This window comes from Microbacterium hydrocarbonoxydans (assembly GCF_900105205.1).
Taxonomy (GTDB): Bacteria; Actinomycetota; Actinomycetes; order Actinomycetales; family Microbacteriaceae; genus Microbacterium; species Microbacterium hydrocarbonoxydans.
In genome coordinates this window covers 793,665-819,777 of the sequence record NZ_FNSQ01000005.1, presented here as the reverse complement: position 1 = coordinate 819,777, position 26,113 = coordinate 793,665, and the positions used below count along the sequence as shown (strand labels likewise).

23 protein-coding genes, 1 tRNA gene and 1 pseudogene are annotated in these 26,113 nt (G+C 68.3%); 11 read left to right on the top strand and 14 right to left on the bottom strand.

The features are described from left to right. Positions 1–73: 73 nt before the first annotated feature. The 5 genes and pseudogenes from BLW44_RS04155 to BLW44_RS04135 form a co-directional block, all read left to right on the top strand. Complete coding sequence (locus BLW44_RS04155; protein WP_060928234.1) at positions 74–727, top strand: hypothetical protein; 654 nt, start codon at positions 74–76, stop codon at positions 725–727. A gap of 125 nt (positions 728–852) precedes the next feature. After that, complete coding sequence (locus tag BLW44_RS04150; RefSeq protein ID WP_060928235.1) at positions 853–1,428, top strand: helix-turn-helix domain-containing protein; 576 nt, start codon at positions 853–855, stop codon at positions 1,426–1,428. Beyond that, entirely contained in the window at positions 1,428–2,012 is a 585-nt protein-coding gene (locus BLW44_RS04145) for a DUF6036 family nucleotidyltransferase (protein WP_060928236.1), read from the top strand. The genes BLW44_RS04150 and BLW44_RS04145 overlap by 1 nt, the downstream gene beginning before the upstream one ends. Before the next feature lie 45 nt (positions 2,013–2,057). Further along, positions 2,058–2,420, top strand: coding sequence for a hypothetical protein (locus BLW44_RS04140; protein ID WP_139305236.1), 363 nt, complete (start codon positions 2,058–2,060; stop codon positions 2,418–2,420). Between the two features lie 16 nt (positions 2,421–2,436). Beyond that, positions 2,437–2,694: pseudogene (locus tag BLW44_RS04135) on the top strand (DUF1214 domain-containing protein); the annotation flags it as partial. Positions 2,695–2,751: 57 nt separating this feature from the next. Here BLW44_RS04135 and BLW44_RS04130 read toward each other — a convergent pair. The 3 genes from BLW44_RS04130 to BLW44_RS18070 are packed head-to-tail and all read right to left on the bottom strand — an operon-like array spanning position 2,752 to position 7,711. Beyond that, on the bottom strand, positions 2,752–5,202 hold the full coding sequence (locus tag BLW44_RS04130) for a glycoside hydrolase family 2 TIM barrel-domain containing protein (RefSeq protein WP_060928239.1): 2,451 nt from the start codon (positions 5,200–5,202) through the stop codon (positions 2,752–2,754). Next, entirely contained in the window at positions 5,199–6,215 is a 1,017-nt protein-coding gene (locus BLW44_RS04125) for a Gfo/Idh/MocA family protein (protein WP_060928240.1), read from the bottom strand. Before BLW44_RS04125 ends, BLW44_RS04130 begins: the two co-directional genes overlap by 4 nt. 5 nt (positions 6,216–6,220) lie before the next feature. After that, positions 6,221–7,711, bottom strand: coding sequence for an MFS transporter (locus BLW44_RS18070; protein WP_060928241.1), 1,491 nt, complete (start codon positions 7,709–7,711; stop codon positions 6,221–6,223). A 126-nt stretch (positions 7,712–7,837) separates the two neighbouring features. Here BLW44_RS18070 and BLW44_RS04115 point away from each other — a divergent pair, with 126 nt between their 5' ends. Continuing rightward, positions 7,838–8,857, top strand: a complete 1,020-nt coding sequence (locus tag BLW44_RS04115) for a LacI family DNA-binding transcriptional regulator (RefSeq protein WP_082724629.1) — start codon at positions 7,838–7,840, stop codon at positions 8,855–8,857. A gap of 153 nt (positions 8,858–9,010) precedes the next feature. Here the strand turns inward: BLW44_RS04115 and BLW44_RS04110 are convergent. Beyond that, a tRNA-Ser gene (locus BLW44_RS04110) sits at positions 9,011–9,101 on the bottom strand. 84 nt (positions 9,102–9,185) lie between these two features. After that, complete coding sequence (locus BLW44_RS04105) at positions 9,186–10,232, bottom strand: hypothetical protein (protein ID WP_060928243.1); 1,047 nt, start codon at positions 10,230–10,232, stop codon at positions 9,186–9,188. 128 nt (positions 10,233–10,360) lie between these two features. Between BLW44_RS04105 and BLW44_RS04100 the strand changes: the two genes are divergently transcribed. Continuing rightward, positions 10,361–11,137, top strand: coding sequence for a hypothetical protein (locus tag BLW44_RS04100; RefSeq protein WP_060928244.1), 777 nt, complete (start codon positions 10,361–10,363; stop codon positions 11,135–11,137). A gap of 239 nt (positions 11,138–11,376) precedes the next feature. Here the strand turns inward: BLW44_RS04100 and cydC are convergent, their stop codons facing one another. The 5 genes from cydC to BLW44_RS04075 form a co-directional block, all read right to left on the bottom strand. Continuing rightward, positions 11,377–13,044, bottom strand: coding sequence for a thiol reductant ABC exporter subunit CydC (gene cydC, locus BLW44_RS04095; protein WP_074731587.1), 1,668 nt, complete (start codon positions 13,042–13,044; stop codon positions 11,377–11,379). After that, complete coding sequence (gene cydD, locus BLW44_RS04090) at positions 13,041–14,744, bottom strand: thiol reductant ABC exporter subunit CydD (RefSeq protein ID WP_060928746.1); 1,704 nt, start codon at positions 14,742–14,744, stop codon at positions 13,041–13,043. The genes cydC and cydD overlap by 4 nt, the downstream gene beginning before the upstream one ends. A gap of 103 nt (positions 14,745–14,847) precedes the next feature. After that, on the bottom strand, positions 14,848–15,870 hold the full coding sequence (gene cydB / locus BLW44_RS04085; protein ID WP_060928745.1) for a cytochrome d ubiquinol oxidase subunit II: 1,023 nt from the start codon (positions 15,868–15,870) through the stop codon (positions 14,848–14,850). Positions 15,871–15,884: 14 nt separating this feature from the next. Further along, the gene (locus tag BLW44_RS04080; RefSeq protein WP_060928744.1) at positions 15,885–17,300 is read right to left on the bottom strand and encodes a cytochrome ubiquinol oxidase subunit I; all 1,416 of its coding nucleotides are present in this window, start codon (positions 17,298–17,300) and stop codon (positions 15,885–15,887) included. Between the two features lie 107 nt (positions 17,301–17,407). Then, positions 17,408–18,052, bottom strand: a complete 645-nt coding sequence (locus tag BLW44_RS04075; protein WP_060928743.1) for a helix-turn-helix transcriptional regulator — start codon at positions 18,050–18,052, stop codon at positions 17,408–17,410. Positions 18,053–18,152: 100 nt separating this feature from the next. Between BLW44_RS04075 and radA the strand changes: the two genes are divergently transcribed. Next, a complete protein-coding gene (radA, locus tag BLW44_RS04070) occupies positions 18,153–19,520 on the top strand; it encodes a DNA repair protein RadA (RefSeq protein WP_060928742.1) in 1,368 nt (455 codons plus the stop codon). Positions 19,521–20,082: 562 nt separating this feature from the next. Here radA and BLW44_RS04065 read toward each other — a convergent pair. From BLW44_RS04065 to BLW44_RS04050, 4 genes are all read right to left on the bottom strand, one after another. Then, positions 20,083–20,493, bottom strand: a complete 411-nt coding sequence (locus BLW44_RS04065; RefSeq protein ID WP_060927989.1) for a hypothetical protein — start codon at positions 20,491–20,493, stop codon at positions 20,083–20,085. 370 nt (positions 20,494–20,863) lie between these two features. Then, positions 20,864–21,520 carry a hypothetical protein gene (locus BLW44_RS04060; protein WP_060927990.1) on the bottom strand — a complete coding sequence of 219 codons (657 nt, stop codon included), beginning with the start codon at positions 21,518–21,520 and terminating at the stop codon, positions 20,864–20,866. 9 nt (positions 21,521–21,529) lie between these two features. After that, positions 21,530–22,033 carry an amino-acid N-acetyltransferase gene (locus BLW44_RS04055; protein WP_060927991.1) on the bottom strand — a complete coding sequence of 168 codons (504 nt, stop codon included), beginning with the start codon at positions 22,031–22,033 and terminating at the stop codon, positions 21,530–21,532. A gap of 290 nt (positions 22,034–22,323) precedes the next feature. Beyond that, entirely contained in the window at positions 22,324–24,849 is a 2,526-nt protein-coding gene (locus BLW44_RS04050; RefSeq protein WP_060927992.1) for an ATP-dependent Clp protease ATP-binding subunit, read from the bottom strand. 214 nt (positions 24,850–25,063) lie between these two features. Between BLW44_RS04050 and BLW44_RS04045 the strand changes: the two genes are divergently transcribed. Genes BLW44_RS04045 through BLW44_RS04040 form a run of 3 tightly spaced genes read left to right on the top strand, consistent with a single transcriptional unit; the run spans position 25,064 to position 26,048 of the window. Next, positions 25,064–25,684, top strand: coding sequence for a DUF2975 domain-containing protein (locus BLW44_RS04045; RefSeq protein WP_167347488.1), 621 nt, complete (start codon positions 25,064–25,066; stop codon positions 25,682–25,684). After that, on the top strand, positions 25,684–25,821 hold the full coding sequence (locus tag BLW44_RS17950; RefSeq protein WP_157519612.1) for a hypothetical protein: 138 nt from the start codon (positions 25,684–25,686) through the stop codon (positions 25,819–25,821). The genes BLW44_RS04045 and BLW44_RS17950 overlap by 1 nt, the downstream gene beginning before the upstream one ends. Next, positions 25,818–26,048 carry a helix-turn-helix domain-containing protein gene (locus BLW44_RS04040; protein ID WP_060927994.1) on the top strand — a complete coding sequence of 77 codons (231 nt, stop codon included), beginning with the start codon at positions 25,818–25,820 and terminating at the stop codon, positions 26,046–26,048. The genes BLW44_RS17950 and BLW44_RS04040 overlap by 4 nt, the downstream gene beginning before the upstream one ends. Positions 26,049–26,113: the final 65 nt, after the last annotated feature.

Here is a 26,113-nt window from a genome sequence, read left to right as displayed (position 1 = left end):
TGGATGCCGAGGGCATCTGGGAATCCCTGGGGAATCGACGAGCGGCGCTCGGGCCGACCGTTAGCGTCGAAGCATGGATACCGACACCAGACGACCCCGCGCTCGCCGTGCACGCATCCTCTCGCCCCTGTTCGGAATGGCCGCCGCCGTGGCTCTCCTGGCCGGCTGCGCCGGACCCCCTGCACCGACCCCGACGGTCACGGAGACGGTGACGGCATCCGCCGATCCCGCGCCGAGCCCGTCGCCCAGCGCCTCCGTTCCGACGGCGGACGCCAGTCCGTCAGGCATCGGAGACGTGGAACTGGGGATGCCCTACGACGAAGCCGTCGCGGCTGCGGGGGCGACTCCGGTGGAAGCGTGCCCCTGGCTCGCCACCGTTGAGGCCGACGGATACACGCTCACCGTCCAGCGCCCCGAAGTCTCTGAACAGGACCCCGCGGTGGTCGACCTCGTGCAGGTGTCCGCCTCGCCCGAGGACCTCGAAGGCAAGCCGACCACAGGCCCCGTGACCGGCGAAGGGATCGGCATCGGTTCGCGGGTGGATGAGGCGCTGGCCGCGTACCCCGACGCGGCCGAGATCGAGAGCGTCGGCGATCGCCGGTACCTCGAGATCGAGTCGGAGGACGGTGCCGGTTCGGTCTTCCTGACCTACACCGCCGGGACCGACATCATCTGGGCAGTGACGGCGACGACCCTCGACGAGCCGCCGTACGAGTCCTGCGCCTGAGCGCGGGACCGCAGCGTCAGAGCCGGTCGCCTGACCCCTCAGGATGCCGCGCCACTGCGTCGGTCCCGCTCGGCCTCGAAACCCGATAGAATATGGCTCTGAAAACATTTCTGAGAGGAGGCGACATGACGAACGCATCAGTTCTCTTGCGCGCCGCTCGAAAGAGCCGCGGCCTCACACAGAAGGATCTCGCCCAACGGACCAACGTCGACCAGGGCCGAGTGTCGCGATTCGAAAGCGGTCGCGAGGCCGAGTTCAGCACCATCGAGCGCTTCCTCAGCGGCACCGGCCACCGACTGTATTCCGCACCCACGCGGCGGGACGACGCGGCGACCATCGCCGCAGCGATCCGTAGGTACCTGCGTGCGGGCGACAAGTACAGTGCTCTTCGCGAGCTCATCCAGTTGAGTGACAACCTCGACTCCGAACACGGCCTTGTACGCGGGGTCCTCGGCCTCGCCGAGCCGGAGCCGACTGGTGACCGCGCGTGGGATGCGGCCCTTGCAGCACTCGTGGATCTTCGTCTCAGCGAGGAGGGACTCCCCTCTCCCGCATGGGTTGACGCTCCGAACAGGCAGCTCCGGGCGCCTCGAACCCTGGATGTCGATCCTGCGGACCCGATCCCGGCGCCCGAGGATGTCCCCGCCGAGTTCCTCGAGCGTGGCGTCCTCGTCTGGCGAGACACTCTGGCGAGCGTCTGATGGGCGACTCGCTCGATCGCGACGACATCATCTCCGGCCTCCGCGACCTCGTCGGTGAGCTCCACAAGGCCCGTGAAGTCGCGGGCATACGCCTCGTCGGCGGTGCCGCGCTCGTCATCAGGTACTTCGACCGGCGCACCACTGGAGACCTCGATTCTCTTCACATTCACCCCGGAAGCGATGACGCCATCCTCGCCGCAGCCGAGCGTGTGGCGGATCGACGAGGATGGAGCGCCGGCTGGTTCAACTTCGCGGTGGAGAACGCAGACTCGGTGCCCACGTTCGGGCGGCGACCCGTCGAGTGGGAGACGATCTACGACCGCGACAGCGTTGTCGTCCAAGTCGCCTCGAAGGAGGCGCTCCTCGCCATGAAGCTCCGCGCCAATCGCCCGGGGCGCGACGTGGACGACATCCGCAAACTGCTCGCCCTGTGCAGCCTCACCACGCTGGCGGAGGTCGAGGAGCACTACGAGGACTTCTATCCCGGTGACGGCCTCACCGACCGCGCTATCGGCATGGTCGAGCGAATCCTCGACGGCGGACTGCCGACAGTGGTTCCCTCGCCCGGACCAATCGACCTCTGACGCCACGGCGGGCGATGACGTTCTCAGTGAAGGGTTTCACCCCGGTTGAGCATCGCCACGTACTCGGCAACGCGGGCAGCCCGCGAGGCGGACCGTTTGCCACTGTCGGTCTTCCAGGATGCGCGCCTCAGCGCGAATTACGAGGGGCTGGCGCAGTCGGAGGGCATCGCCGCGTTCGAACCCGCTGCCCCTGAGGAGCTGCGGATGCTCGAGCGACTGGGGTTCGCCATGACTCAGTACCTCTCCACGTCCGTCGATTTCGCCGATCCGTTCGTCGTGCAGCTCCGTCAGATCGGTCTGACCGTGCGCGGGGGTCTCGCGTGGCAGAGCCTTTCGGACGCGACGCGCCGAGGCTTGGTCCGAGCCGTCGACCACCGTCGACGCCGACGGAGAGCCGCTCACGGGTGACCGGCAGTACCGGCTCAGGTTCGAACCGGGCGCGCTGCCTCCCGTCTCCGTGCTGTGGAACCTGTCGATGTACGACACCGGCGAGTTCTTCATCCCGAACGACTTCGGCCGATACTCCATCGGCTCCGCCACCGATGGCGTCACTCACGACGACGATGGTGGTCTCACGCTCCTCATCCAGGCAGAGCAGCCCGACGACACCGCCAACTGGCTCGGAAGGCGATGCACTGAAGGGTCGCCCTGGCGATCGCCCAAGGGATCCATCGCGCCCTGAGCGGCCGCGCGCGTGCGCCCGCGACCCCATCCGTCCCCCCTTAGCCGCGCCTTGGCCTCACGTTCGGGCTGCCACTCCGAGATGATCCAGTTCCTCGAGTAGGACGGTCGCCGGCGCGATCACATCGCCGGCGGAGACCGTCACGGTCACCGCCCCAGGCCCTGTCCGGCGGACGACGGCAAGCGCGACTCCGTCGAACGTCTGGGCCTCCGGTCCGTCATAGGAGTCCATCGGGGCCGGATTCCCGCTGCCCACTGCTGCGAGCACGGCGTCTCCGTCCACGCGAACGTCGATGAGCCGGTCCGCGCTGGTGGTGACCCGTCCGTCCGCATCGACGACGGCGATCTCGATGAAGACCAGGTCTTCCGAGGTGCCGTCCTCGACTCTCGTCGCGAGGCGGGCGGCGTCGCCGGCGCTGGTGAAGGAGAACGTCTCGGCGCGTTCGCCACGCCGGATGGCCGTGGCGGTCAGCGTGCCCGGGCGGTACGGGACGGTGAACTCGGCCTTGAAGCGGTTTTCGGCACCCGCAGCGGCCGTGCCGATCACGTCTCCGTCGAGTGCGAGTTCGACCTCTTCCGCATCGCTGTAGACCTCGACCGCGAGCGGCGCTCCCTCGTGACCGGCCCAGGTCCAGCTCCCGATGCTGTCGCTCCAGGTCCAGGGCCCCGCGTAGAACGTCCTGTCCTCATTGCCCGGGCGGATCACGGCGATGTACGGGCTGGTGCGGAGTCCGAAGATGATCTCCCGATAGAACGAGGCGGGGCGGCGGGAGCCGATCAGGTCCAGGTCGCCGCACCAGGCGGCGATCCAGGGATACGGTCCGCTGAGACTCGGCGTCTCGCCTTCGGCGAGGTGGTGGGCGCGGCCGAGCCCCACCTCCCCGAGGTAGTCGAACCCGGTCCAGGTGAAGTCGCCGATGACATGCGCGTTCTCGGTGACGAGGGCCCAGTTGTGGTCGATGCGCGTGGGGAACGTCTCTGTGCCGACGATCACGCGATGGGGGAACAGCTCCTTGTCCATCACGTAGCGGGCGTCGAGGTAGTTCATGCCGGCGATGTCGAGCACGCCGAAGGACTCGGCGGTCTTCTCCGTGACCAACGGCGAGGTGCCGATCTGGTTCATGAACTCCGCCGGGCCGGCCATGAGCGTGTTGATCCCGGCGGCATCGCCACCGCCCTCGTCTCCGCGTTGCGCGGCGAGCTTCTTCATGTCGTCCATGACCGCGAGCATCCCGTTGACCGCATTCGTGACGTACCGCGTCGGGTCGAGTTCGCGCACCTTCTCGGCGAGCGCGCGGCCCGTGAGTCCGCCCGCAGGCGAACCGGTCTCCGGGATCTCGTTGCCGATGGAGTACATGATCACGGACGGGTGGTTGAAGTCCTTCGCCACCATCGATTCGACGTCGCGCTCCCACCACTCGGCGAAATGGAGGGAGTAGTCGTGGGGCATCTTGGTCGAGGTCCACATGTCGAAGGTCTCGTCCATCACGTACACACCGAGCCGGTCGCATGCCTCGAGCATGGCGACGCTCATCGGGTTGTGCGAGGAGCGGATCGCATTGAAACCGGCTTCTTTGAGCAGCCGCACCCGCCGCTCCTCGGCGTCGGCGAACGTCGCCGCCCCGAGGATCCCGTTGTCGTGGTGGACGCAGGCCCCACGCAGCTTCACGACCTCGCCGTTCACGCGCAGCCCGTGCACGGGGTCGACCTGGAGCCGGCGGATGCCGAAAGCTGCGGATGCATCGTCGATGCGCGTTGCGTCGACGATCAGCTCCACCGCGGCGAAGTAGAGAGTCGGGCTCTCGGCGCTCCAGAGCTGCGGTGTGGGTAGGTAGAGCCGCTGCCTGCTGCGGGACTGTCCGTTCACGTCGACGGTCACCGGGACGGTGCCGCGTGCGACGGTGGCTCCTGCGGCATCGGTGAGGCTGACGGCCACGTCGACCGTCTCGTGACGGTTGCTCGTGCTCGCGACGATCACGTCGACCTCGACCACGGCGCCGTCCGGTTCGATGTCCGTCGCGCTGACCCGGACTCCGTCGACCGGGAGGTGGACGGCCGGTCCGACGTGGAGCCAGACGTCGCGGTAGATGCCCGCCCCGGTGTACCACCGGGAGTCTCCGCCGTGCCGCGATTCGACTTCGATGAGGTTCTCCTCGCCCGGGCGGAGGAACCGGTCGGCGTCGATGGTGAACCGGGAGTAGCCGTAGGGACGCTGGCCGGCGAAGGCCCCGTTGATGTGCACGGTCGCGTCGCGGTAGACGCCCTCGAACTCCAGCACGATCCGCTGGCCGGCGAGGTCGGCGGGTGGGGTGAACGTCTTGCGGTACTGATACGCGCCGGCGGGGAAGTACGCGACGGCGCCTTCTCCGTCGGGATCGCGATCCTCGTGGATCAGGGCATCGTGCGGGAGGGTGACGTCCGTGTACGGCGTGCTGAGTCCGCCGAGCTCGGCGAACGGGTTCTGCTTCGGTCGGAACTGCCAGCCATCGTTGAATGCCGTGCGCTTCATCGGGTCTCCTTCGGTCGTGCGGTGGGGCTGCTCAGGGAGTGGCGGACGGCGTCGAGCACCTCGAGGGTGGCGATGCTGTCCGCGAGGGAATGGGTGGGGTGCTCGGTCCGGTGCTCGGCGATCGCGAGCGTCACCGCCTCGAGCATCGGGACGTACCCGTTGCCGCGGCGCTCGTGGTGCGTGCGGTGCTGCTCGGTGAGGGCGCGAGCGATCGACCCCACGCGCGTCGTGAACTCATCCGCAGCCCAGAACGGTGCGGGCACCGTCATCCACCCGTCGGAGCCGCTGGCGGATGCCGTCGGCTCGATGTACTCGACCATCGATGCGCTCAGCTGCGCGAATCGATGGTCCTCGTACTCGAAGGTGGCGTGCACGGTGAGGTCGACGCCGTCGTCCCTGACGCGACCGGTCGCGCGTATCCGCGAGGGTCGTCCGAGCACGTCGAGCGCGAGGGTGACCGGATAGATGCCCTGGTCGAGAAGCGTGCTGCTGGCGCGCTCCTCGGTCCAGCGGGTGGAGTCGGCGGGCCCGAACGGCAGTCCGAAGGACGCGCGCACGCTCCTGACCTCGCCGATCGCCCCGCTTCGCGCTGCGGCGACCAGATCGCGGTATGCGGGATTGAACCGCATCCACATGGCCTCCATCGCGAACAGCCCGGTCGCTGCTGCAGCCCTCGCGATCTGCCGGCCCTGCTCCGCGCTCACGGCCATCGGCTTCTCGATGAGGACATGCTTGCCCGCCTCCAGAGCGGCGATCGCGATCGCCGCATGGGTGGAATGCGGGGTGGCGATGTAGACGGCGTCGACCGTCGAGTCGTCGAGCAGTGCGGCCACGCTCCCGTGGGCGACGGCGAACCCTCTGTCCGCCGCGAACGCGCGGGCTCGGTCCGGATCCCGGGAGCACACCGCCTGGCGGCGTGCTCCCGGAGTGAGGCGGAGGTCGTCCGCGATGGACTGGGAGATGAAGCCGGTGCCGATGACCGCCCAGTTCACCTCTGCACCGTGCGTGGTCACAGCGCTCAGTCGTTCGAGGCGGATTCCGTCGCGACCCGGCGGGCGGCGAGGTCGCGCTGGATCTGGGAAAGGTTCTTGTCGATGTTGAGGAACCAGATGATCACACCCATGAGCACGGCGACGATGAGCGGAAGCCAGAGGTAGAGGAAGATCTCCATGCTGACCGCGCTCGCCGGCTGGGTCGTCGCCTGACCGTCGTAGCGGCCGGCCGCCAGCAGCCAGCCGACGAGGGCGACGCCGAGGCCTGCGCCGAAGTTCTGCCCGGCGGTCGCGGCGGCGTACGTCATGCCGTCGAGCCGGTAGCCGCTCTTCCACTCGCCGTAGTCGACGACGTCGGCGACGAGGGCGAACAGACCGGCCGCGGCGGGGATGCCTCCGATGGAGCGGACGAGTCCACCGGCGATCACGAGGGTGATGTTGCTCGGATCGATGAGCGAGATGAGGATGCCGATGACGGTGACGACGACGCCGATCAGGATGAGCGTGCGCTTGCCGAAGCGAGCGATGAGCGCGGGCATGAACCAGAGGCCGATGATCAGAGGGAGGAGCTGGACGAGGCCGAGGAAACTGTAGATGTTCGGGTCGCCGAGCACGTCTTTGGCGAAGTAGATGCCCACGCCCGCCGTGCCCGTGAGCAGGTAGTTGAGCAGGAAAAATCCGAATGCGAGGAAGAAGTACGGGTTGCCGGCGAGGATGCGGAGGGACTTGCCGAGCGGGAGCTTGTTCCCGTCATCCTGTTTCATCGTCGCCTTGACGCGCTCCTTGGTGCCGAAGAACACGATGAGGAACGTGATGGCGGCGATGATGCCGTAGACGACCGAGATCATGGTCCAGCCCGCCTGGCCCCCGCCGTTCGCGGTGACGACCGGAATCGTGACGAAGTTCACGACCAGCGTGGTGACCAGGGCGAAGAACGTGCGGATCACAGTCAGGGAGACGCGCATCTTCGAGTTGCTCGTGATCACCGAGAGCAGCGTGTGATACGCCAGATTCGACCCGACGAACCCGACGCCGAGGCAGAGGAAGTACATCGCGAAGGCGTAGAACTCCTTGGCCCCCTCGCCGAGCCCGGCAGGCACGTTGAAGAGCAGGATGAACGAGATGACCACGACCGGAGTGGAGAACAGGATCCAGGGTCGCGCCTTCCCCCAGCGAGTGGAGGTGCGGTCGATGAACGTGCCGAGGATGAGATCCATCGTGCCGTCGAGCACGCGACCGAAGAGCAGGAGGGTCCCGGCGATCGCTGCGCCGATCCCGACCGTGTCGGTGAAATAGAAGAGCAGGAACGCGGAGATCGGCGCGAAGATCAGGTTGCCGCCGATGTCTCCGACGCCGTACGCGAGCCGCTCGCGGACCTTCAGCTTCTGACCGCTCGGGTCGCCGATCGTCTCCCCGACCGCCACGGCGGCCAGCGACGCCGTCACCGACTCCTCGGCGCTCGCGGCCACTGCGGCGCGCTGCTGCGCCGCCGAGGTCCGGGTCGAATCCTTGGCCATGGCTGACTCCTTCGTCATGAAATGGGACCGGTCACAGTTACCGTGGTGTCACGTGTCAGTGACACGCGACACCACGGTAAGCGCAGCGGGTGTCACGTGTCAATAGTGATGTGACAGACTGGGGCCATGACCGTGGACCTGCAGCCTGCTCGACGAGCCACGAGCAAAGATGTGGCCGCGAGTGCTGGGGTGTCCCGCTCGACGGTGAGTCAGATCCTCAACGGCGACGAGCGGTTCCCCGCCGAGACCCGCGCCCGCGTCCGGGCCGCCGCGGAAGCTCTGAACTACCGTCCGTCGCGGGCAGGGCGCGCGCTCGTCACAGGCCTCAGCGACATCGTCGTGCTCGTGGTCCCCCACGCGACCTTCGGACCTCACCTGCAGGACTCCGTCGATCGGATCACAGGCGCCAGCGCGACCGCCGGCATGAGCGTCGTCGTGCGATTCGCGAGGATGCAGGACGAGACGACTCTCACCTCGGTGCTCGATCTGCGACCGGCTGCCGTCGTCGACTTCGGCGTCTTCACCTCGCAGCAGCGGGAGCGGATCGAGGCATCCGGGACGCTCGTCGTCCCTCGGCGCGCGTACGCCTCCGAGGGCGCCGACCCCGATCCGATCGATATCGAGATCGGGCGGATCCAGGTGCGCGAAGTGCTGCGGAACGGCCCCCGTCGCCTGGTCTACGCAGCGCTCGAGGACAAGCGCCTCGACCCGTTCGGGCCGCCGCGTCTCGAAGGAATCCGACGCGAGGCACGGGAGCACGGTCTCGACATGCCGCTCACCCCCCGCATCGCGCTCGACGTCCACGGCGCCACGAAGACGTTGAAGGAGGTGCGCGACAAGGCGGGCACTGGTCCTCTCGGCATCTGCGCCTACAACGACGATGTGGCGATCGCGGTCGTCGCCGCCAGTCGCGAGCTCGGACTGCGGGTCCCCGAGGATGTCGCCGTCATCGGCGTCGACAGGACGGCCGTCGGTCAACTCGTCAGCCCGCGGCTCAGCACGGTGGCGATCGATCAGCCTCTCCTCATGGATGCACTCGTCCAGGAACTGGCCGGCCTCTCTACGCGACGTGCGGATACGGACTCCCGGCCCCACGAGCTCGACCTCGGTCGCGTGCTGGAACTCGTCCGCGGGGAGACGACGTAGTTCTAGCCGGCGCCTACCTCACCGAGCAGGGAATGGACGTCTTCACTGCCCCCTGCGGACGGGACTTGGCGTCAGGCATCTCGAAACCTGCACCGAAGGGCGCCACGCCCCACCCCGGATACGGAAAAACCCCCGATTTCTCGGGGGTTTCCATGGCGGTGACGGTGGGATTTGAACCCACGGTAGGGGGTTACCCTACACAACTTTTCGAGAGTTGCACCTTCGGCCGCTCGGACACGTCACCGCGGACTAGCTTACGACACACCGCGCCACGGCGCGAATCGAGCCGTAGCGCAGATCGAGCCGCGCGCGCGGTGTCCGCCGGGAGTCACCAGGCCGAGGCGACCTCGGCGTGTGTGCGCAGGATGCCCTCGGTCGAGCCTTCGGGTGCGCGACCGATGCCGCATTCCGTCGCGACGCCGAACATGGGCGCGAAGCGCCGGGCCGTGGCGATGCGGCGTTCGGCTCCTTCCGCGCCGTCCTCGCGATGCACGAGTCCGAGGTAGAGCTCTCCGTCGTACTCGAGCCCCGCGAGCGGAGCGAAATACGCTTCGTCGTCGCGCTCGATCGGCACGGGCAGGTGCAGCCAGGTCAGCGGGCGAGCGGATGCCGCCGTGACGGCGTTCGCGTAGCGGACGAGATTCGCGGCATCCGTCGGCTCGAAGAAGTGCTTCTCCGCGACGTCGCCGTAGCAGAGGTGCACTCCGACCTCGACATCGGCCGGCACGGCGTCGATCAGTGCCGCAAGCCGCGCGACGAGCCCGGGGAACGGGTCGCCCTCCCACCACACATCCATGACACGTCCGAACGCGGGCGCCGCCTCGATCACACCCATCTCACTCGCGACATCCCACTGGATCGCGAGGTCGTCGTGCGGGATGGCCGCGAGGATGCCGTCGACCTCGCGCAGCAGCGCGGCGGTGTACACCGGGTCGATGGCGGCACGGTCAGCGCCGAAGAAGAACGACGAGACGACGGCGACGGTCGTGGGCAGCGAGACCTGGAACCGCGTCCCGGTGGGCACGACACCCTCCTCGCGGAGTCGGGTGAAGACCGCGTACGACTCGAGCGCGGCATCCGCATAGCCGAGTGGCGGGAGCTGGATGCTCGACGCGTCCACCCCGTCGGCGATGCGCAGCGGGCGGGCGTCGATCCCGGCTTTGAACGGGATGGGCTCGTCGCCGATGCGCTCGATGCCGTCCGCCTCGCCGAGCACGTCGGGCTGGAACATGATCCAGTGGAATCGCTTGCCAACCTCGCCGTCGGGGATGCGACGCAGCCGCGGGCCGAGCATCTCGGCGGCAGTGCGCATCGTGGTCTCGGCGTCGTCGAAGTTCACGCTGCCCACGAGGAGGGCACCCTGCGGCTGAGTCATGCTTCCAGGGTATCGGCGCGGCCTTTTCACCGGCGCCCTCTCCGGCGGACGCCGCGCCTCCGAGTTAGGCTGTCCTAAAGGCATCCGTCACAGAATGAGCCACGGAGTCGAGGCACGGAGGGGACGCAATGGGCTTCATCACATCGGAGGCGCTGGCAGAGACCGGCTACGTCGTCCTCGACGACCACGACCAGGCATCCGACCCCGCCGAGTGGCTCGATCTGGAGTACATCGGCTGGCGCTCGTCGGGCGTCACCCGCTTCGCCCCGCTCGCCAGCTATGCCGGCGAGATCGAGTGCAACGGCTTCTGGAACCAGACCCCTCCCCGCACCGACAAGGACGGCGTGTGGATCGAGTCGCAGGTCGCGATCGCCCCGACCCTGCAGCGGCGCGCCCTCGAGCCGGGCGCCGGAGTGGGCCGCTGCCGCGTCATCGAGCTGCAGCCCAACGAGTATGCGGATGCCGTCTACAACCTGCACCAGGACGACAACAACCGCCTCAACGAAGACGGCACCGGCTGGGTCGTGCGCGGCTACTACAACCTCTCCGACGATTCAGATTCGCTGCTGCTGCTGCGCTCGGACCGCTTCGACCCCGCAACCGAGATCCGTCTGCCGCTTCGCGAGGGATCCCGCATCATCGTCGACACCCAGCGCTTCTGGCACGCGGTCTGGCACCGCGGCACCGCCCCGCGCTACGCCCTCATCACCTCCTGGACGTCGGGCCCTGAGCTCGACGCCTACATCGAGGCGAACCACGGCGACCCGCACCCGGCTACGGTCGACCTCGACGCGCAGCTCGTCGACGACGCGCAGGTCGAGCTGCACCGCCGCATCGAGGAACGCCGTCGGGTCTTCGAGGCGCAGGGCATCGTCATGGAACCGCGCGCCGACCTCAACGTCTGACCGCCGGCACAGTTTCGGAGTCCAGCCCAGCCGCACCGGGTCGCACCGGGTCGCACCGGGTCCAACCCGGCCGCCCCGGGCACAGCTTCGGAGTCCAGCCCCGGACGCCCCGGGCACAACTTCGGAGTCCAGCCCGGACACGCCGGTCGGAGGGCGGATGCCACGGCGCGCCGCCCGCCGCATCCGAAGCTGTGCCCGCCCGGCGGGACCCCGAGACGAGGACGTCCCGGCACCGGGACCTATCCCGCCACCGTCCGACCGTCTTCGATCCGCACGACCCGGTCGACGGTGCCCACCGGCGGCGCGAAATGCGAGATCAGCAGCACCGACTGCTCCCCCGCGGCCTGCAGCAGATCCCGCAGCAGCGCATCGGATGCATCCGGATCGACCCCCGCCGTCGGCTCGTCGAGCACCAGCACGGGGAAGCCTCTGAGCAGCGCCCGCGCCAGGGCAAGCCGCTGAGCCTGACCGCCGGAGACGAGACCGCCGCGATCGCCGACCCTGGCATCCAGACCACCGCGTTCGCGCACCCAGGCACCGAGACCGACCCGGTCGAGCACGGCGAGCAGGTCGTCGTCGGTGGCACTGTCCCTGGCGAAGAGGAGGTTCTGCCGAATGTCCTCGTCGAACAGCTGCGGACTCTGCTCGCACAGGCCGATCGTGCGGCGCAGCGCCGCCCCCGACAGCAGGGCGGCATCCCGCCCGCCGACCGAGTACTCCCCCTCGACCCGCAGGAATCCCACCAGCGCAGCCGCGAGAGAGCTCTTGCCGGCACCGCTCGGTCCCGAGACGAGCACCCGTTCGCCGGGACGCAGATCGAGGTCGATTCCGCGCAGCGCGGGTGACCCGCCGGGCCACCACGCCCGCACCCCGCGCAGGCGCAGCTCGGGCACACCGACGATCTCGGCATCCTCCCCGTCGTCCGTTCGCAGCTCGGCGGGAACGTCCGAGGGCAGGACATCGACGATCCGCTCGGCGCTCGACCGCACGCTCCGCCAGGATGCCGCGGCGATCGGCACCGCCCCGAACACCTCGAAGACGACCATCGGCACGAGCACCGCGACGGCGAGCCAGGGGCCGTCGATCGCCCCGGTCTGCAGTCCGGGAGCGGCGACGGCGAGCGCCCACACCGATGCGGCACCGGCGACAGCCGAGACGACGCCGGCGGCGACGGCCTGCGCGAGGGAGGCCGTGCCCACCGCGCGGCGCAGCTCGGCATCCGCGTTCCGCACCCGCTCGCGCGCCTGCGGCTCTGCGCCGTAGGCGAGCAGCACATCCAGTGCGCCGAAATAATCGGTCAGCGCCGCCGACAGATCGCCGCGCCGACGCGAGACCGCGGCTTCCGCGCGCGACCCGAACAGCCAGCCGAGGCCCACGGCCGCGGCGGCAGCGATCAGCAGACACAGGGCGAGGGTGAGTGCGGCCGGCACCGACACGAACGCCAGGAACCCGACCGCGCCGAGCGCGACCAGCCCGGCGACCGCGAGCGGCTGCACGACGCGCAGTGGAAGGTTCTGCAGGTTCTCGACGTCGTCGACGAGCGCCGAGAGGACACGGCCATGGTCAGTACGGCCGAGACCTGCCGGAGAGAGCGGCGTCAGCCGCCGCACCATGTCGGCGCGGGTCGAGGCGAGCTGACGCAGCGCCGCATCGTGTCCGCTGAGCCGTTCCAGATACCTGGTCACCGCGCGCGACACCGCGAAGAACCGCACGCCGACCACCGCGATCGACAGGGGCACGAGGGAATCGACGATCGACGCGCTCACGATCAGCCAGCCGCTGACCGCGAGCAGGCTCACCGCGGCACCCGCCGACAGGAACCCCCAGATCAGGCCGGGGAGGAAGCGACGGATCGGCGGCTGCGCCAGACGCAGGATGCCACGCACCCGGGCGGAGTCCGCGCTCATGCGATCACCCCCAGCTCGACGACCCGGTCGGCGATGGCCCGGGCCGAGCGGCGGTGCGACACGAGGAGGATCGTCGCCCCGGCATCCGCTCGTGCCCGCAGCGACTGCCAGAGCCGTTCCTCGGTGTCGGGGTCGAGGGCGCTGGACGGCTCATCGAGGGCCAGCACCACGTCCGGTCGAGCGGAATGGCGGTAGAGCGCGCGGGCGACCGCGACGCGTTGCGCCTGCCCTCCGGAGAGTCCGCTGCCCTGCACGCCGAGCTCGAGCCCTGGATCGAGGTCGGACGCGCACGCGTCATCGAGGGCACGACGGATGCGGCCGGCATCGGGGTCGTCGTCGCCGAGCGCGACGTTGGCCGCGATCGTGCCGCGGCTCAGCTGCGGCCGCTGCCCACTCCAGGCCAGCCACTCGGAGGGAGCGAGAGCCCGCACATCGACGCCGCCGACCGTCGCCGCGCCCTCGAACTCGACCGCCCCGCGCAGAGCCCCGAGCAGACTCGACTTGCCCGCACCGCTCGGGCCCTCGATCAGGGTGATGGTTCCGGGCGTCGCGGTGAACGAGACGGGCGGCAGATCACGCACCCGCAGGTCGGCGACAGCCAGGTCTCGCGCGCTGGCCGTTCGCAACTCAGCATGAGAATCACGCTGACCGGCTGTCAGCCCACCTGATACCCGCGCTCCGACATCTCGTGCTGAATCGTGAACAGCCTCCGCCCGAGCCCCCACCCGAGCCCCCGCCCGAGCCTCCGCCCGAGCCTCCGCCGCATCGAGCACCTCGAACACGTCCTCGGTCGCCGCGACCCCCTCCGCGGCGGCATGGAACTGCACGCCGACCTGCCGGATCGGCAGGAACGTCTCGGGCGCGAGCAGCAGCACGAACAGCCCGACCTCGAGCGAGAGGTCGCCAGACAGCAGCCGGAATCCGACCGCCACGGCGATCAGCGCCACGGCAAGTGAGGCCAACAGCTCCATCGCGAACCCCGACAGGAACGAGAACCGCAGCACCTTCATCGTCTCGCGGCGGTACTCGTCCGCCGTGTGCTCGATCTGCGCGGCGGCCCGGCGCTCGCGCCCGAACAGGCGCAGCGTCGAGAGCCCCTGCACGGTGTCGGCGAACCGTGCCGCCAACCGCTGCAGAGTCTGCCACTGCGTGCGCTGCACCGTCCGGGTCGCGATGCCGATGAGGATCAGGAAGAGCGGGATCAGCGGCAGCGTGATGAGCGCCGTCAGTCCACTCGGCCAGTCCTGCCACCACATGACCGCGAGCAGCACCGGCGTCGCGATGACCGTGAGCACGAGCTGCGGGATGTACCGGGCGAAGTACGCGTCGAGAGCCTCGAGCCCGTGCCCGGCGGTGACGGCGAGTCCAGCCTGATTGCGCTGCGCGAGCCAGCCTGGTCCGAGTCGACCGACGGCGGCGATCAGCGCGGCCCGCAGCTGCATCCCGGTCTTGGCGGCGGCGCGGGTTCCGGCGGCATCCGAGGCCGCGATCAGCACACCCCGCAGGGCAGCGAGTCCGAGCAGCCAGAACAGGGATGCCGCGACATCGCGCCCCGCGAGCGCGCCGGTGACGGCATCCGTCAGCATCCAGGCGAACGCGATCGTCACGGCGGTCTGCACGACCCCGATCGCGCCGGAGAGCAGCAGGAATCCTCGCGCCGCGCTCGCGTAGCGCAGCAGCCGGATGTCGACGGGCTTCATTCGTCGACCTCACCATGGTCACGGTGCACACGATGCCCCGGTCTGCACAGGGAATCGGTGAGAACCTGTGCAGGCCGCGGCGAGGTGTGCGAAGTGGGCCCTCTCACGCGTGCGCCGGAGCCCCCTCGATCGACGTGCGGGTGACGCGCTTGCGGAAGATCCAGTACGTCCACGTCTGGTACGCGAGCACCAGCGGAAGGGCGATCAGCGCGGTCCAGCTCATGATCGTCAGCGTATACGGCGTGCTCGAGGCGTTCTCGATCGTGAGGCTGAAGGCCGGGTCGATCGTCGACGGCATCACGTACGGGAACAGCGCCGCGAACAGCATCACGACGGCGGATGCCACGGTGACGGCGCCCGCCGTGAAGGCCCGCCCGTCGCGACCGCGCAGCGAGAAGAGCACCGACGCGATCAGGGCGAGGGCGGCGACAAGCCCGCATCCGATGACCATGAGCGTCAGCGGAGACTCGCGATCCCAGGCGATGCCGATGGTCCAGAGCACGGTGCCCGCGGCGGCGAGCACCGTCGGTCCGGCGGCGAGCTTGACCAGGCGACGAGCGTCCGTGTGCACCTGCCCGTCGGTCTTGAGCGAGACGAACAGCACGCCGTGCAGGAAGAAGAGCAGCAGCGTCGTGATGCCGACGAGCAGCGAGTACGGGTTCAGCAGCGCGAAGAATCCGCCCACATAGATGTGGTTCTCGTCGATGGCGACACCCTGCACGATGTTGCCGAACGCGACACCCCACAGCAGTGCCGGCACGGCCGAGCCGATCACGATCATCCGGTCGAAGCCTCGCTTCCACTGCGCTCCCTCACGCTGGTGCCGGTACTCGAACGACACCCCTCGCAGGATCAGCGCGAGCAGGATCAGCAGCAGCGGCAGGTAGAACCCGCTGAACAGCGTCGCGTACCACTCGGGGAACGACGCGAACAGGCAGGCGCCGGCGACGATGACCCAGGTCTCGTTGAGATCCCAGATGGGGCCGATCGTGTTGATGACCTGCCGACGCGAGACGTCGTTCTTGCCGAGGAACGGCAGCGACATGCCCACGCCGAAGTCGAACCCGTCGAGCACGAAGTAGCCGACGAAGAGGAAGGCGACGATCCAGAACCACATGTATTCCATGACTGTTCCCTTTCTCAGTACACGACGGACGGCAGCTGGGCCGTCTCCTCGTGGGGCTGTTCTTCGGTGTCAGGACCCTTCTGGGCCGCGCGGATGATGAGGCGGATCTCGACCACCGCTAGTGCGGCGTAGATCGCGGTGAAGGCGATCAGCGAGATGAGCACCTCGACCCCGCTGACTCCCGGCGAGACACCGTCCTGCGTGGTCATCAGGCCGAAGACGATCCAGGGCTGCCTGCCCATCTCGGTGAAGACCCAGCCCATGATGTTGGCGACGAGCGCGAGCGGGAACGACCAGATCGCGAGCTTCCACATCCACGGCGCCGGCGGGTTCTTGGCGCTCTTGCGGGTGACCCAGAGGCCGACGACAGCGACGAGGGCGGCGGCCATGCCGAGGCCGATCATCCAGCGGAACGCCCAGTACGTGACCCAGAGGATCGGGGCGAACTCGGTCAGGCCGGTGTCGGCGAAGGTCGACGCGTACTCGGCGTTGAGGTCATTGATGCCGTGCACGCAGGCGTCGAACGTGTGCGTCGACAACAGCGACAGGAGGTACGGCACGCGGATCGAGAACAGCTCGGAGCTGCCGTCGGGGGTGCCGAGCGTGAAGAGGCTGAAGGAGGCATCCGGCCCGCAGACGGTGTTGAAGGTCGCCTCTGCGGCCGCCATCTTCATGGGCTGTGCGGCGTACATCGCCAGGCCCAGCTGGTCACCGGTGAGCACGACGCCGGCGGTGGAGAAGATCATCGCCCAGAGTCCGAACTTGAGCGAGATGCGCATCGTGTCGAAATGCTGTCCGCGTGCCAGGTGCCAGGCCGAGACCGAGATGACGACACCGGCGGCGAACATCAGCGCGCCGAAGATGGTGTGCGGGAACGCGGCGAGCGCCACCGGGTTCGTCAGCAGCGCCCAGAAGTCGACCAGCTCGGCCCGGTTCGTGACGGGGTTGTACTCGTAGCCGACCGGATTCTGCATGAAGGCGTTCGCCGCGATGATGAAGTACGCCGACAGGATGCTGCCGATCGAGACGCACCAGATCGTGGCGAGATGCAGCTTCTGCGGGAGTTTGTCCCAGCCGAAGATCCAGAGACCGATGAACGTCGCCTCGAAGAAGAACGCCAGCAGCCCTTCGAAGGCGAGCGGGGCTCCGAACACATCGCCGACGAAGCGCGAGTAGTCCGACCAGTTCATCCCGAACTGGAACTCCTGCACGATGCCGGTGACGACGCCCATGGCGAAGTTGATCAGGAAGATCTTGCCGAAGAACCGGGTGAGGTGGAGGTACTGCACCTTGCCGGTGCGCACCCATGCGGTCTGGAAGATCGCCGCGACCAGCGCCATGCCGATCGTCAGAGGCACGAAGAGGTAGTGATAGACGGTCGTGAGACCGAACTGCCATCGCGACAGGACCAGCGGGTCGAGCCATTCCATGAGCCACTCCTTCTTCCGTGCTCTGGTTCTTCAGCGCCTGGATGCACGCTGACCACGGGCCGGACGCCCCCGCGGGGCCGCCGACCGTGAATAAGTCAGATGGTCGCCTAGGCGGCGGTCATCTCCGTCAGACGCAGCTGCACCACGCAGTCCGCAGGCACAGCGCAGCCCGCCGCCAGGGCGGGGGTGCGCACGGCCTCGGCGGCGAGCGGTCCACCGGCTTCGGTGAGCACCCCCTGCATGAGGCCGAGGTGCACGGAGCACAGCATCGGACGGTCTTCGGCGCGACCCGCGGCGTGCGGGCACGGGCTGAGATCGACGGTGAGCTGCTCGTCGTCGACGACGGGCTCGAAGCCGCTCTCCTCCAAGTGCTCGATCAGGGCATCCAGCTGGTAGGTCGCCTCGCGACCGAGGGCGGATGCGGAGGTGGGGATGACGCGGCGCAGCAGGTCTCCGCGCTCCGCTGCCGCCTTCGCCTTGTTGCGGGCGATGGGACTGGAGGCGTCGGCCGTGCCGGTGGCGGCGCTGTAGAGGGTGCGCGGGCGGCCGCGGGTGGTGCGGTGCTCACTGGCCTGGATGACGTAGCCGCCCTCGATCAGGCGCTGCAGGTGCTCGCGAACGGTGTTGGGATGCAGGCCGGTAGCCTCGCAGAGCTCGCCGATCGTGCGCTCCGCACGACTCTGCACGAGGTGCAGGATGCGCACCCGTGAGAACGTGGAGATCGGCCCGCAGACGGGCCCGCCGTTGGCCATGAATCCAGTATCCCGCCGCCCTCTCGCGCGGTGGGGTCGTTCGGCCGTGAATAATGCCCGGGGTGATAGGGATGTCTGATCCCGGCGATAGCCTGGCTGCATGGCCACCCGCAAACCCGCTCCTCCCGCGTACGTGTGCACCGAATGCGGATGGACCACGGCGAAGTGGGTCGGTCGATGCGCGGAGTGCCAGCAGTGGGGCACGGTGCAGGAGCAGGGGGTGCAGACCGGCATCCTCAGCCGCATCACACCCCTCGCGCCCACGGCCGCGAAGGCGGCGCGCCCGATCACCGAGATCACGACCGAAGACGCTCCGCGGCGGACCAGCGGTGTCGGAGAGTTCGACCGGGTCCTCGGCGGGGGCATCGTGCCCGGTGCGGCGATCCTGCTCAGCGGTGAGCCCGGCGTCGGCAAGTCGACGCTGCTGCTCGAGGTCGCAGCCCAGGCCGCCCGATCGGGGCGCCGGGTCCTGTATGCCAGCGCCGAGGAATCTCCCGCGCAGGTGCGGCTCCGCGCCGAGCGCACCGGCGCACTCCACGACGAGCTGTATCTCGCCAGCGAGACCGACCTCGCCACGATCCTGGGTCATATCGACGAGGTGGCACCGCAGCTCGTGATCGTCGACTCCGTGCAGACGGTCTCGTCGTCGCTCATCGACGGCGCCGCCGGGCAGCCGAGCCAGGTGCGCGAGGTCGCAGCGACCCTCATCCGGGTCGCGAAAGACCGCAGTCTGCCGATCATCATCGTCGGGCACGTCACGAAGGACGGCACGGTCGCCGGTCCTCGCGTGCTTGAGCATCTGGTCGACGTGGTGTGCCACTTCGAGGGCGACCGTCAGACGTCGCTGCGCTTCATCCGGGCGCTGAAGAACCGTTTCGGCCCGACGGACGAGGTCGGATGCTTCGAGATGACCGGCGGCGGGATCGCCGAGGTCCCCGATCCGTCCGGACTGTTCCTGTCGCAGGGCGACACCGAGCCCGGCACCTGCGTCGCCATCTCGCTCGAGGGGCGGCGCGCCCTGCCCGTCGAGGTGCAGGCGCTCACGATCAACACCACCGCCCCGAACCCCCGTCGCGTGGTGCACGGGCTCGACTCGTCGCGCGTGGCCATGGTGCTGGCGATCCTCGAGCGACGGGCCGGGATCAAGACGAGCACCCTCGACGTCTACGTCTCGACCGTCGGGGGTGTGCGCTTCACCGAGCCGGCCGCCGACCTCGCGATCGCCATCGCGGTCGCCGGCTCCATCCAGCAGATCTCGGTGCCCCGCACGGTCGCGGCCGTCGGCGAGCTCAGCCTCGCCGGCGAGATCCGCCCGGTCACCCAATCCGCTCAGCGGCGGTCCGAGGCCTCGCGTCTCGGCTACGACCAGGTCGTCGACGATCGGTCGAAGACCCTGCGCGCCGCACTGAACGACGTCCGCGCGCGCAACACCACGCGGCGGAACGAAGCCGACATCCCGCCGTTCTGAGTCGACCGCGACGAGCGCCTGTCCCGCGCTCAGCCGGGTCGAACACCGTCAAGCGGGGCCACTTTCGCACCGCACCACAAGCGGGGCCACTTCCGCACCGCACCGTCAAGCGGGGCCACTTCCGCACCCGACGCGGGGCCAGTTCCGCACCGCACCGTCATGCGGGGCCACTTCCGCACCCGAAACGGGTAATTCGGATGCGGAAATGACCCCGCATCGGCCACGCAGCGATTCCGCATCCTCTCCGAAACCCGATCGGGGTCGAGAATGCGCCCGAACGCTCGCATCCGGTGCGCTTTCAACCCCACCGAGCGCACACTCTCCCCGCACCGTCAAGCGGGGCCACTTCCGCACCGCACCACAAGCGGGGCCACTTCCGCACCGGAAACGGGCGATCGGGATGCGAAACTGACCCCGCAGAGATCATCCAATGCGAAACTGACCCCGCACAGATCATCGGATGCGAAACTGACCCGGCACAGATCATCCGATGCGAAAGTGACCCGGCACGGGCCATGGGACCTGCGCCGGTCGCGTGGGCGAGCGGGTCCGCCCCCGCGCCTCAGGCGTCGAGCGCCTTGAGGATCTCGTCCGGCGACGCCTGCATCGGATGCGGTCCTGCGATGTCGAGGAACACGGTGGTGATCGGATGCGCGGCCAGGAACTTCCGCAGCCAGTCCGCCGTGTAGATGCCCACTCCCGGCGGCAGGTTCGCGGGCTTGTTCTTCGCGTCGCTGAAGAGCAGCAGCGCGAGATCGCCGGTCTTCGGGTCGCGGTATGTCCACACCTCGCCGCTGTCGAGCGGGTTGTCCCGCGCTCCCGGCTTCACGAGCGGGACGACCGTGGTGCCGTGCCGAAGCGCCAGCGCCACGGCGGCGATGTCCTGCTTCTCGAGCGCATGGGCGAGCGCATCCGACCGGAAGTCCTCGGGCGCGGGCTTGCTCTTCGCGGACTTCGCCTTCTTCGATGCCATGAGTCCAGCATATTCAGCCGCGCAGCTGTCGAACGCGGCAGGGACGAACGCGGCAGGGACGAACGCGGCCCGAACGAACGCGGCCGGGCCGGGCCGAGCCAGGCCGGGAGAAGATTGGGGCCCTCTCGAGTCCTCCATTGGGGACTGGGGTACTCGAGAGGGCCCTCAGACCCTCGGGCGGCAGTGTCGAAGCGCTGGGGACGCTGTGCTCGACGCCACTGGGGATGGCATGCGCCGCAAGTCTGCGAGGGTCACCTCAATGGTATCCCAAAGAGCTTGTCATGTCAGCACCGAAACTGAGTGCAGGACTGTATTCAAGACCTTTGGCCAGATGACTCTGCCCGCAGGTCAGATCTGCGTCGGATCGCGGTCAGTAGAGCAGGATCTGTTTCGTCGTCGCACCCTTGAAACCGCCGATCTCCACGGAGACGTGATACGAAGAGCCTCCACCAGGAGCGCGGGAACGGTTCTCCTGCTCGCACGTCTCGACACTCGATCGGGTGCGGTCCCAGACCACCGGCACCTTGCTCGTGACGGTCGCGCCGGCGGCGAGGGTGGCGATCATGCTGCTCGGGTTCTCCTGGCAGTCGGTCGAGCGCCACCACACGTCCGAGCCGCTCGAGACCGTGAACACCTGGGTGGTCGAGCCGACGTCGATCGCGCAGTCGGCCGCCCCCCTGTTCGTCAGCGAGATCGACAGCTTCGGAAGCACCCCGGACTGGTACGAGTCCGCGTCGGTGACCGCGGAGACCTCGACGTCGCGGGCCTCGCACGCCACGATGCCGGGGGTCTCCTGTCCCGTCGGTTCGGGCGAGGGCGACTCTCCCGCCGTCGGATCCGGCGTCGACGAAGGAGTCGGAGCGCCCGACTCCGAGGCGGTCGGCGAAGGGGCAGGCTCCGCCGCACTCGCCCAAGGGCGGGCGACGAGCAGCCACACGGAGATGCCGATCGCCGCGAGGAACAGGATGAGGGCGACCAGCAGCACCAGCCTCCGACGGCGATAGACGGCGGCGGAGTGGCGGGGCATGTCTCCAGGTTAGTTGAGGCTCTTCAGCATCCTGGTGTTGCCGAGCGTGTTCGGCTTGACGTGGGCGAGGTCGAGGAACTCCTCGACACCCGCGTCACCGCTGCGCAGCAGCTGCGAATAGACATCGGGATCGACGACCTGTTCGCCGATCGTCGTGTATCCGCGGCGTCCGAAGAACTCCACCTCGAACGTCAGGCAGAAGAGTCGGCTCAGACCGAGTTCGCGCGCCTGCTCCTCCAGGCGTCCGACGATCGCGCCGCCGACGCCGTGGTGCAGCCAGTCGTCCCGCACCATCAGGGTGCGCACCTCGCCGAGGTCCTCCCAGAACACGTGCAGCGCCCCGCATCCGATCAGCTCGCCGTCGGCCTCGGCGACGACGAACTCCTGCACCGCGCCATAGAGCACGGCGAGGTCCTTGCCGAGGAGGATGCGCTGCTCGACCATCGGCTGCAGAAGGCTCCGGATGCCGACGATGTCGGCGCTGCGCGCCGGCCGGACGATGTAGTCGCTCACAGCATCCAGCCTAGAACCCGTCACCTCCCGGGATGCTGAGCCGGCCCGGTGGCCCCTCGATCCGACCCCCGGATGCACGGGATGCACGGCATGCACGGGATGCACGGGATGCGCGGACACAGCTTCGGACCACCCGGCCCCACACGCCGCATCCGTCGCGCCGAACCCGGCGTGTCACGCCCACACTCCGAAGCTGTGCCCGGGAAAGGGGCAGGGGGAGGGGGCAGGGGGAAAGGGGCAGACACACAGAAGGGGCGGATGCCGCAGCATCCGCCCCTTCAGTGATCAGGTCACTCCCCGCTGGCGACCGCCAGGTCGGGGGTGCCGGAGATCGCTCCGCCGGTGGCGACACCGACCGCGACCTTCTCGCCGCGCGGGCCGTGCTCGAAGAGGAACTCGCCGTCCTTCGCGTCGACCTTCACGTGGTCGCCGGGGTTCAGCTCGCCGTGCAGGATCTTCTCCGAGAGACGGTCCTCGACCTCGTGCTGCATCGCGCGACGCAGCGGGCGGGCACCGAGCGCCGGGTCGAACCCGATCTCGATGAGACGCTCCTTGGCGGCCTGCGACAGCTCGATCGTCATGTCCCGGTCGAGCAGACGCTCGCCGAGGCGCTTCGTGAACAGATCCACGATCTGCACCAGCTCCGGCTTCGACAGCTGCGGGAACACGATGATGTCGTCGACACGGTTGAGGAACTCGGGCTTGAAGTTGCGCTTGAGCTCTTCGTTGACCTTGCCCTTCATCCGCTCGTAGGTCGTGGCGTTGACGCCCTCGATCTGGAAGCCGACCGGACCACCGGCGATATCACGAGCACCGAGGTTGGTGGTCATGATGATGACGGTGTTCTTGAAGTCGATCACGCGACCCTGACCGTCGGTCAGGCGACCCTCTTCGAGGATCTGCAGGAGCGAGTTGAAGATGTCGGGGTGCGCCTTCTCGATCTCGTCGAACAGCACGACGCTGAACGGCTTGCGGCGCACCTTCTCGGTGAGCTGGCCGCCCTCTTCGAATCCGACGAATCCGGGAGGGGCACCGAACAGACGAGAGACGGTGTGCTTCTCACCGAACTCGCTCATGTCGAGCGAGATCAGCGCGGCCTCATCGTCGAACAGGAACTCGGCGAGCGCCTTGGCGAGCTCGGTCTTTCCGACACCCGTGGGGCCGGCGAAGATGAACGAGCCCGAGGGACGCTTCGGGTCCTTGAGTCCGGCACGCTGACGACGGATCGTCTTGGACAGGGCGGCGATGGCCTCTTCCTGACCGATGACGCGCTGGTGCAGCGCCTTCTCCATGAAGACGAGTCGCGAGGACTCCTCCTCCGTCAGCTTGAAGACCGGGATGCCGGTGGCCTGTGCGAGCACCTCGGCGATCAGCCCCTCGTCGACGACCGCGGCGGTCGCGACGTCACCGGAACGCCACTGCTTCTCGAGGCGCAGACGCTCGGCGAGGAGGCTCTTCTCCTCGTCGCGCAGCGATGCGGCCTTCTCGAAGTCCTGATCCTCCGACGCCTGCTCCTTCTGCTCGCGGACGGCGGCGATCTTCTCGTCGAACTCCCGCAGCTCGGGCGGCGACGACAGGATGCTGAGGCGCAGGCGTGCGCCGGCCTCGTCGATCAGGTCGATGGCCTTGTCTGGCAGGAAGCGGTCCGAGACGTAGCGGTCGGCCAGGTTGGCCGCCGCGACGATCGCGCCGTCGGTGATCTGCACCTTGTGGTGAGCCTCGTAGCGATCGCGCAGCCCCTTGAGGATGTTGATCGCGTGCGGCAGGCTCGGCTCGTTCACCTGGATCGGCTGGAAGCGGCGCTCGAGCGCAGCATCCTTCTCGAAGTGCTTGCGGTACTCGTCGAGCGTGGTGGCGCCGATGGTCTGGAGCTCGCCACGCGCGAGGAGCGGCTTGAGGATGCTGGCCGCATCGATCGCGCCCTCGGCAGCACCGGCACCCACGAGGGTGTGGATCTCGTCGATGAAGACGATGATGTCGCCGCGGGTACGGATCTCCTTGGTGACCTTCTTCAGGCGCTCCTCGAAGTCACCGCGGTAGCGGGAACCGGCGATGAGCGAGCCGAGGTCGAGCGAGTAGAGCTGCTTGTCCTTCAGCGTCTCGGGCACATCGCCCTTGACGATGGCCTGCGCGAGGCCCTCGACGACAGCGGTCTTGCCGACGCCGGGCTCACCGATCAGGACGGGGTTGTTCTTGGAGCGGCGAGACAGGATCTGCATGACCCGCTCGATCTCCTTCTCGCGACCGATCACCGGGTCGAGCTTGTTGTCTCGAGCGGCCTGGGTGAGGTTGCGACCGAACTGGTCGAGCACCTGCGAGCCGCCCTGGGCGCTCGGGGTGTCGTTGGACTGCGCGCCGACGGCTGCCGGCTCGCGGCCCGGTGCACCGGACAGCAGCTGGATGACCTGCTGACGCACCTTGTTGAGGTCGGCGCCCAGCTTCACGAGGACCTGGGCGGCGACGCCCTCGCCCTCGCGGATGAGCCCGAGCAGGATGTGCTCGGTGCCGATGTAGTTGTGGCCGAGCTGGAGAGCCTCGCGGAGGCTCAGCTCGAGGACCTTCTTGGCGCGCGGCGTGAACGGGATGTGGCCGGTCGGCTGCTGCTGACCCTGGCCGATGATGTCCTGTACCTGCTCGCGGACGGCGTCAAGCGAGATGCCGAGGCTTTCGAGCGCCTTGGCTGCGACACCCTCACCCTCGTGGATGAGGCCGAGCAGGATGTGCTCGGTGCCGATGTAGTTGTGGTTGAGCATCTTCGCCTCTTCTTGGGCGAGGACGACCACTCGACGGGCTCGGTCCGTGAATCTCTCGAACATGCTGTGACTCCTTATTCGCACGGGGCGAAGACGCGTGAAGCGCTTGTACATCGAGAGTAACCACCGTGCGGATGCTGTATGCCCGTGTTCGCCGTCGGCATAGCGCCGTGACTGTCGGCGACGGGAGTGCTCGGCAGACGGGGGTTGACGGTCATATCGACAGTCGATATGTTAACGATTATCGGTAATAACGAAGATCGATAAGGAGTGGATGATGACCTCGACGAAGAACCGCACGCTGTCCCGGGCAGATGCGGGAGCGATGATCGGCTTCTGCATCTCGGGAGCTCTGATCGCCGCCTACATCACGGTGATGTCGGTCATCCGCATCGTCGAACTCGCCCGCGGCGTCGACGTGCCGGTGCTGGTGGAGTTCGTCCCCTCCACCACCGGCATCGATCTCCCGCTCTCCCGCGGCGGCAGCATCGCTGCGGGCCTCGACAGCGCCACGATCACCGCCCCGGAGCTGCCTGCCATCGCCGCGGTACCCGGCATCATCGGGCAGGTGCTGCAGATCATCACGATCGTCGTGGTGATCGGATGCCTGATCCTGCTCTCGCGGAGCGTGCTCACCGGGCGCGTCTTCAGCCGCCGCAACACCGCCCTCGTCTCGACGGCAGGCATCACCGGTCTGGTGGGCTTCGCCGGCGTGCGGTTCTTCGACAACATGCTCGCGAACGCGACGGTCGCCCGGATCACCGACAACGGCGTCGACAACGCGATCATCAGCGTCGAGCCGTTCGCCTTCATCCTCGCCGCGTTCGTGATCGCACTGATCAGCACGGTCTTCTCCATCGGCGACCGCCTGCAGCGCGACACCGAGGGCCTGGTCTGATGATCACCTTCGGCTCGAACTCGGTCTGGGACTCCCTGCGGCTCATCGGCATCTCACTCGCCGTCGTCGCGGTCGTGATCGGGCTGGTCGTCTGGATCGGACGCCGCCGCGGCAGCCGGACTCGAGGCCTCGTATGAGCCCGGCGGAGAACGACGACGAGTTCACGGGCATCCACTGCCGACTCGACGAGCTGCTCGCGGAGCGCGGGATGACCCTGACCGAGCTGAGCTCCCGCGTCGGGGTGAGCATCGTGAACCTGTCGGTGCTCAAGAACGACCGGGCGCGGGCGATCCGGTACTCGACGCTGCGCGCGATCTGCGACGCCCTCGACTGCGAGGTCGGGGATCTGCTGGTGCTCGCCTAGCCCGGATCCGCGATTCCGGCCGTCTTCGGACCCGAGGCGGCGCGGTCGTGGGGATTTCTGCCCAT

Bases quoted from the DNA above. Each gene is read 5' to 3' on its own strand.
- BLW44_RS04155 (WP_060928234.1), top strand. From the start codon at position 74: ATGGATACCGACACCAGACGACCCCGCGCTCGCCGTGCACGCATCCTC.
- BLW44_RS04150 (WP_060928235.1), top strand. From the start codon at position 853: ATGACGAACGCATCAGTTCTCTTGCGCGCCGCTCGAAAGAGCCGCGGC.
- BLW44_RS04145 (WP_060928236.1), top strand. From the start codon at position 1,428: ATGGGCGACTCGCTCGATCGCGACGACATCATCTCCGGCCTCCGCGAC.
- BLW44_RS04130 (WP_060928239.1), bottom strand. From the start codon at position 5,202: ATGAAGCGCACGGCATTCAACGATGGCTGGCAGTTCCGACCGAAGCAG.
- BLW44_RS18070 (WP_060928241.1), bottom strand. From the start codon at position 7,711: ATGGCCAAGGATTCGACCCGGACCTCGGCGGCGCAGCAGCGCGCCGCA.
- BLW44_RS04115 (WP_082724629.1), top strand. From the start codon at position 7,838: ATGACCGTGGACCTGCAGCCTGCTCGACGAGCCACGAGCAAAGATGTG.
- BLW44_RS04105 (WP_060928243.1), bottom strand. From the start codon at position 10,232: ATGACTCAGCCGCAGGGTGCCCTCCTCGTGGGCAGCGTGAACTTCGAC.
- BLW44_RS04100 (WP_060928244.1), top strand. From the start codon at position 10,361: ATGGGCTTCATCACATCGGAGGCGCTGGCAGAGACCGGCTACGTCGTC.
- cydC (WP_074731587.1), bottom strand. From the start codon at position 13,044: ATGAGCGCGGACTCCGCCCGGGTGCGTGGCATCCTGCGTCTGGCGCAG.
- cydD (WP_060928746.1), bottom strand. From the start codon at position 14,744: ATGAAGCCCGTCGACATCCGGCTGCTGCGCTACGCGAGCGCGGCGCGA.
- cydB (WP_060928745.1), bottom strand. From the start codon at position 15,870: ATGGAATACATGTGGTTCTGGATCGTCGCCTTCCTCTTCGTCGGCTAC.
- BLW44_RS04080 (WP_060928744.1), bottom strand. From the start codon at position 17,300: ATGGAATGGCTCGACCCGCTGGTCCTGTCGCGATGGCAGTTCGGTCTC.
- BLW44_RS04075 (WP_060928743.1), bottom strand. From the start codon at position 18,052: ATGGCCAACGGCGGGCCCGTCTGCGGGCCGATCTCCACGTTCTCACGG.
- radA (WP_060928742.1), top strand. From the start codon at position 18,153: ATGGCCACCCGCAAACCCGCTCCTCCCGCGTACGTGTGCACCGAATGC.
- BLW44_RS04065 (WP_060927989.1), bottom strand. From the start codon at position 20,493: ATGGCATCGAAGAAGGCGAAGTCCGCGAAGAGCAAGCCCGCGCCCGAG.
- BLW44_RS04060 (WP_060927990.1), bottom strand. From the start codon at position 21,520: ATGCCCCGCCACTCCGCCGCCGTCTATCGCCGTCGGAGGCTGGTGCTG.
- BLW44_RS04050 (WP_060927992.1), bottom strand. From the start codon at position 24,849: ATGTTCGAGAGATTCACGGACCGAGCCCGTCGAGTGGTCGTCCTCGCC.
- BLW44_RS04045 (WP_167347488.1), top strand. From the start codon at position 25,064: ATGACCTCGACGAAGAACCGCACGCTGTCCCGGGCAGATGCGGGAGCG.
- BLW44_RS17950 (WP_157519612.1), top strand. From the start codon at position 25,684: ATGATCACCTTCGGCTCGAACTCGGTCTGGGACTCCCTGCGGCTCATC.
- BLW44_RS04040 (WP_060927994.1), top strand. From the start codon at position 25,818: ATGAGCCCGGCGGAGAACGACGACGAGTTCACGGGCATCCACTGCCGA.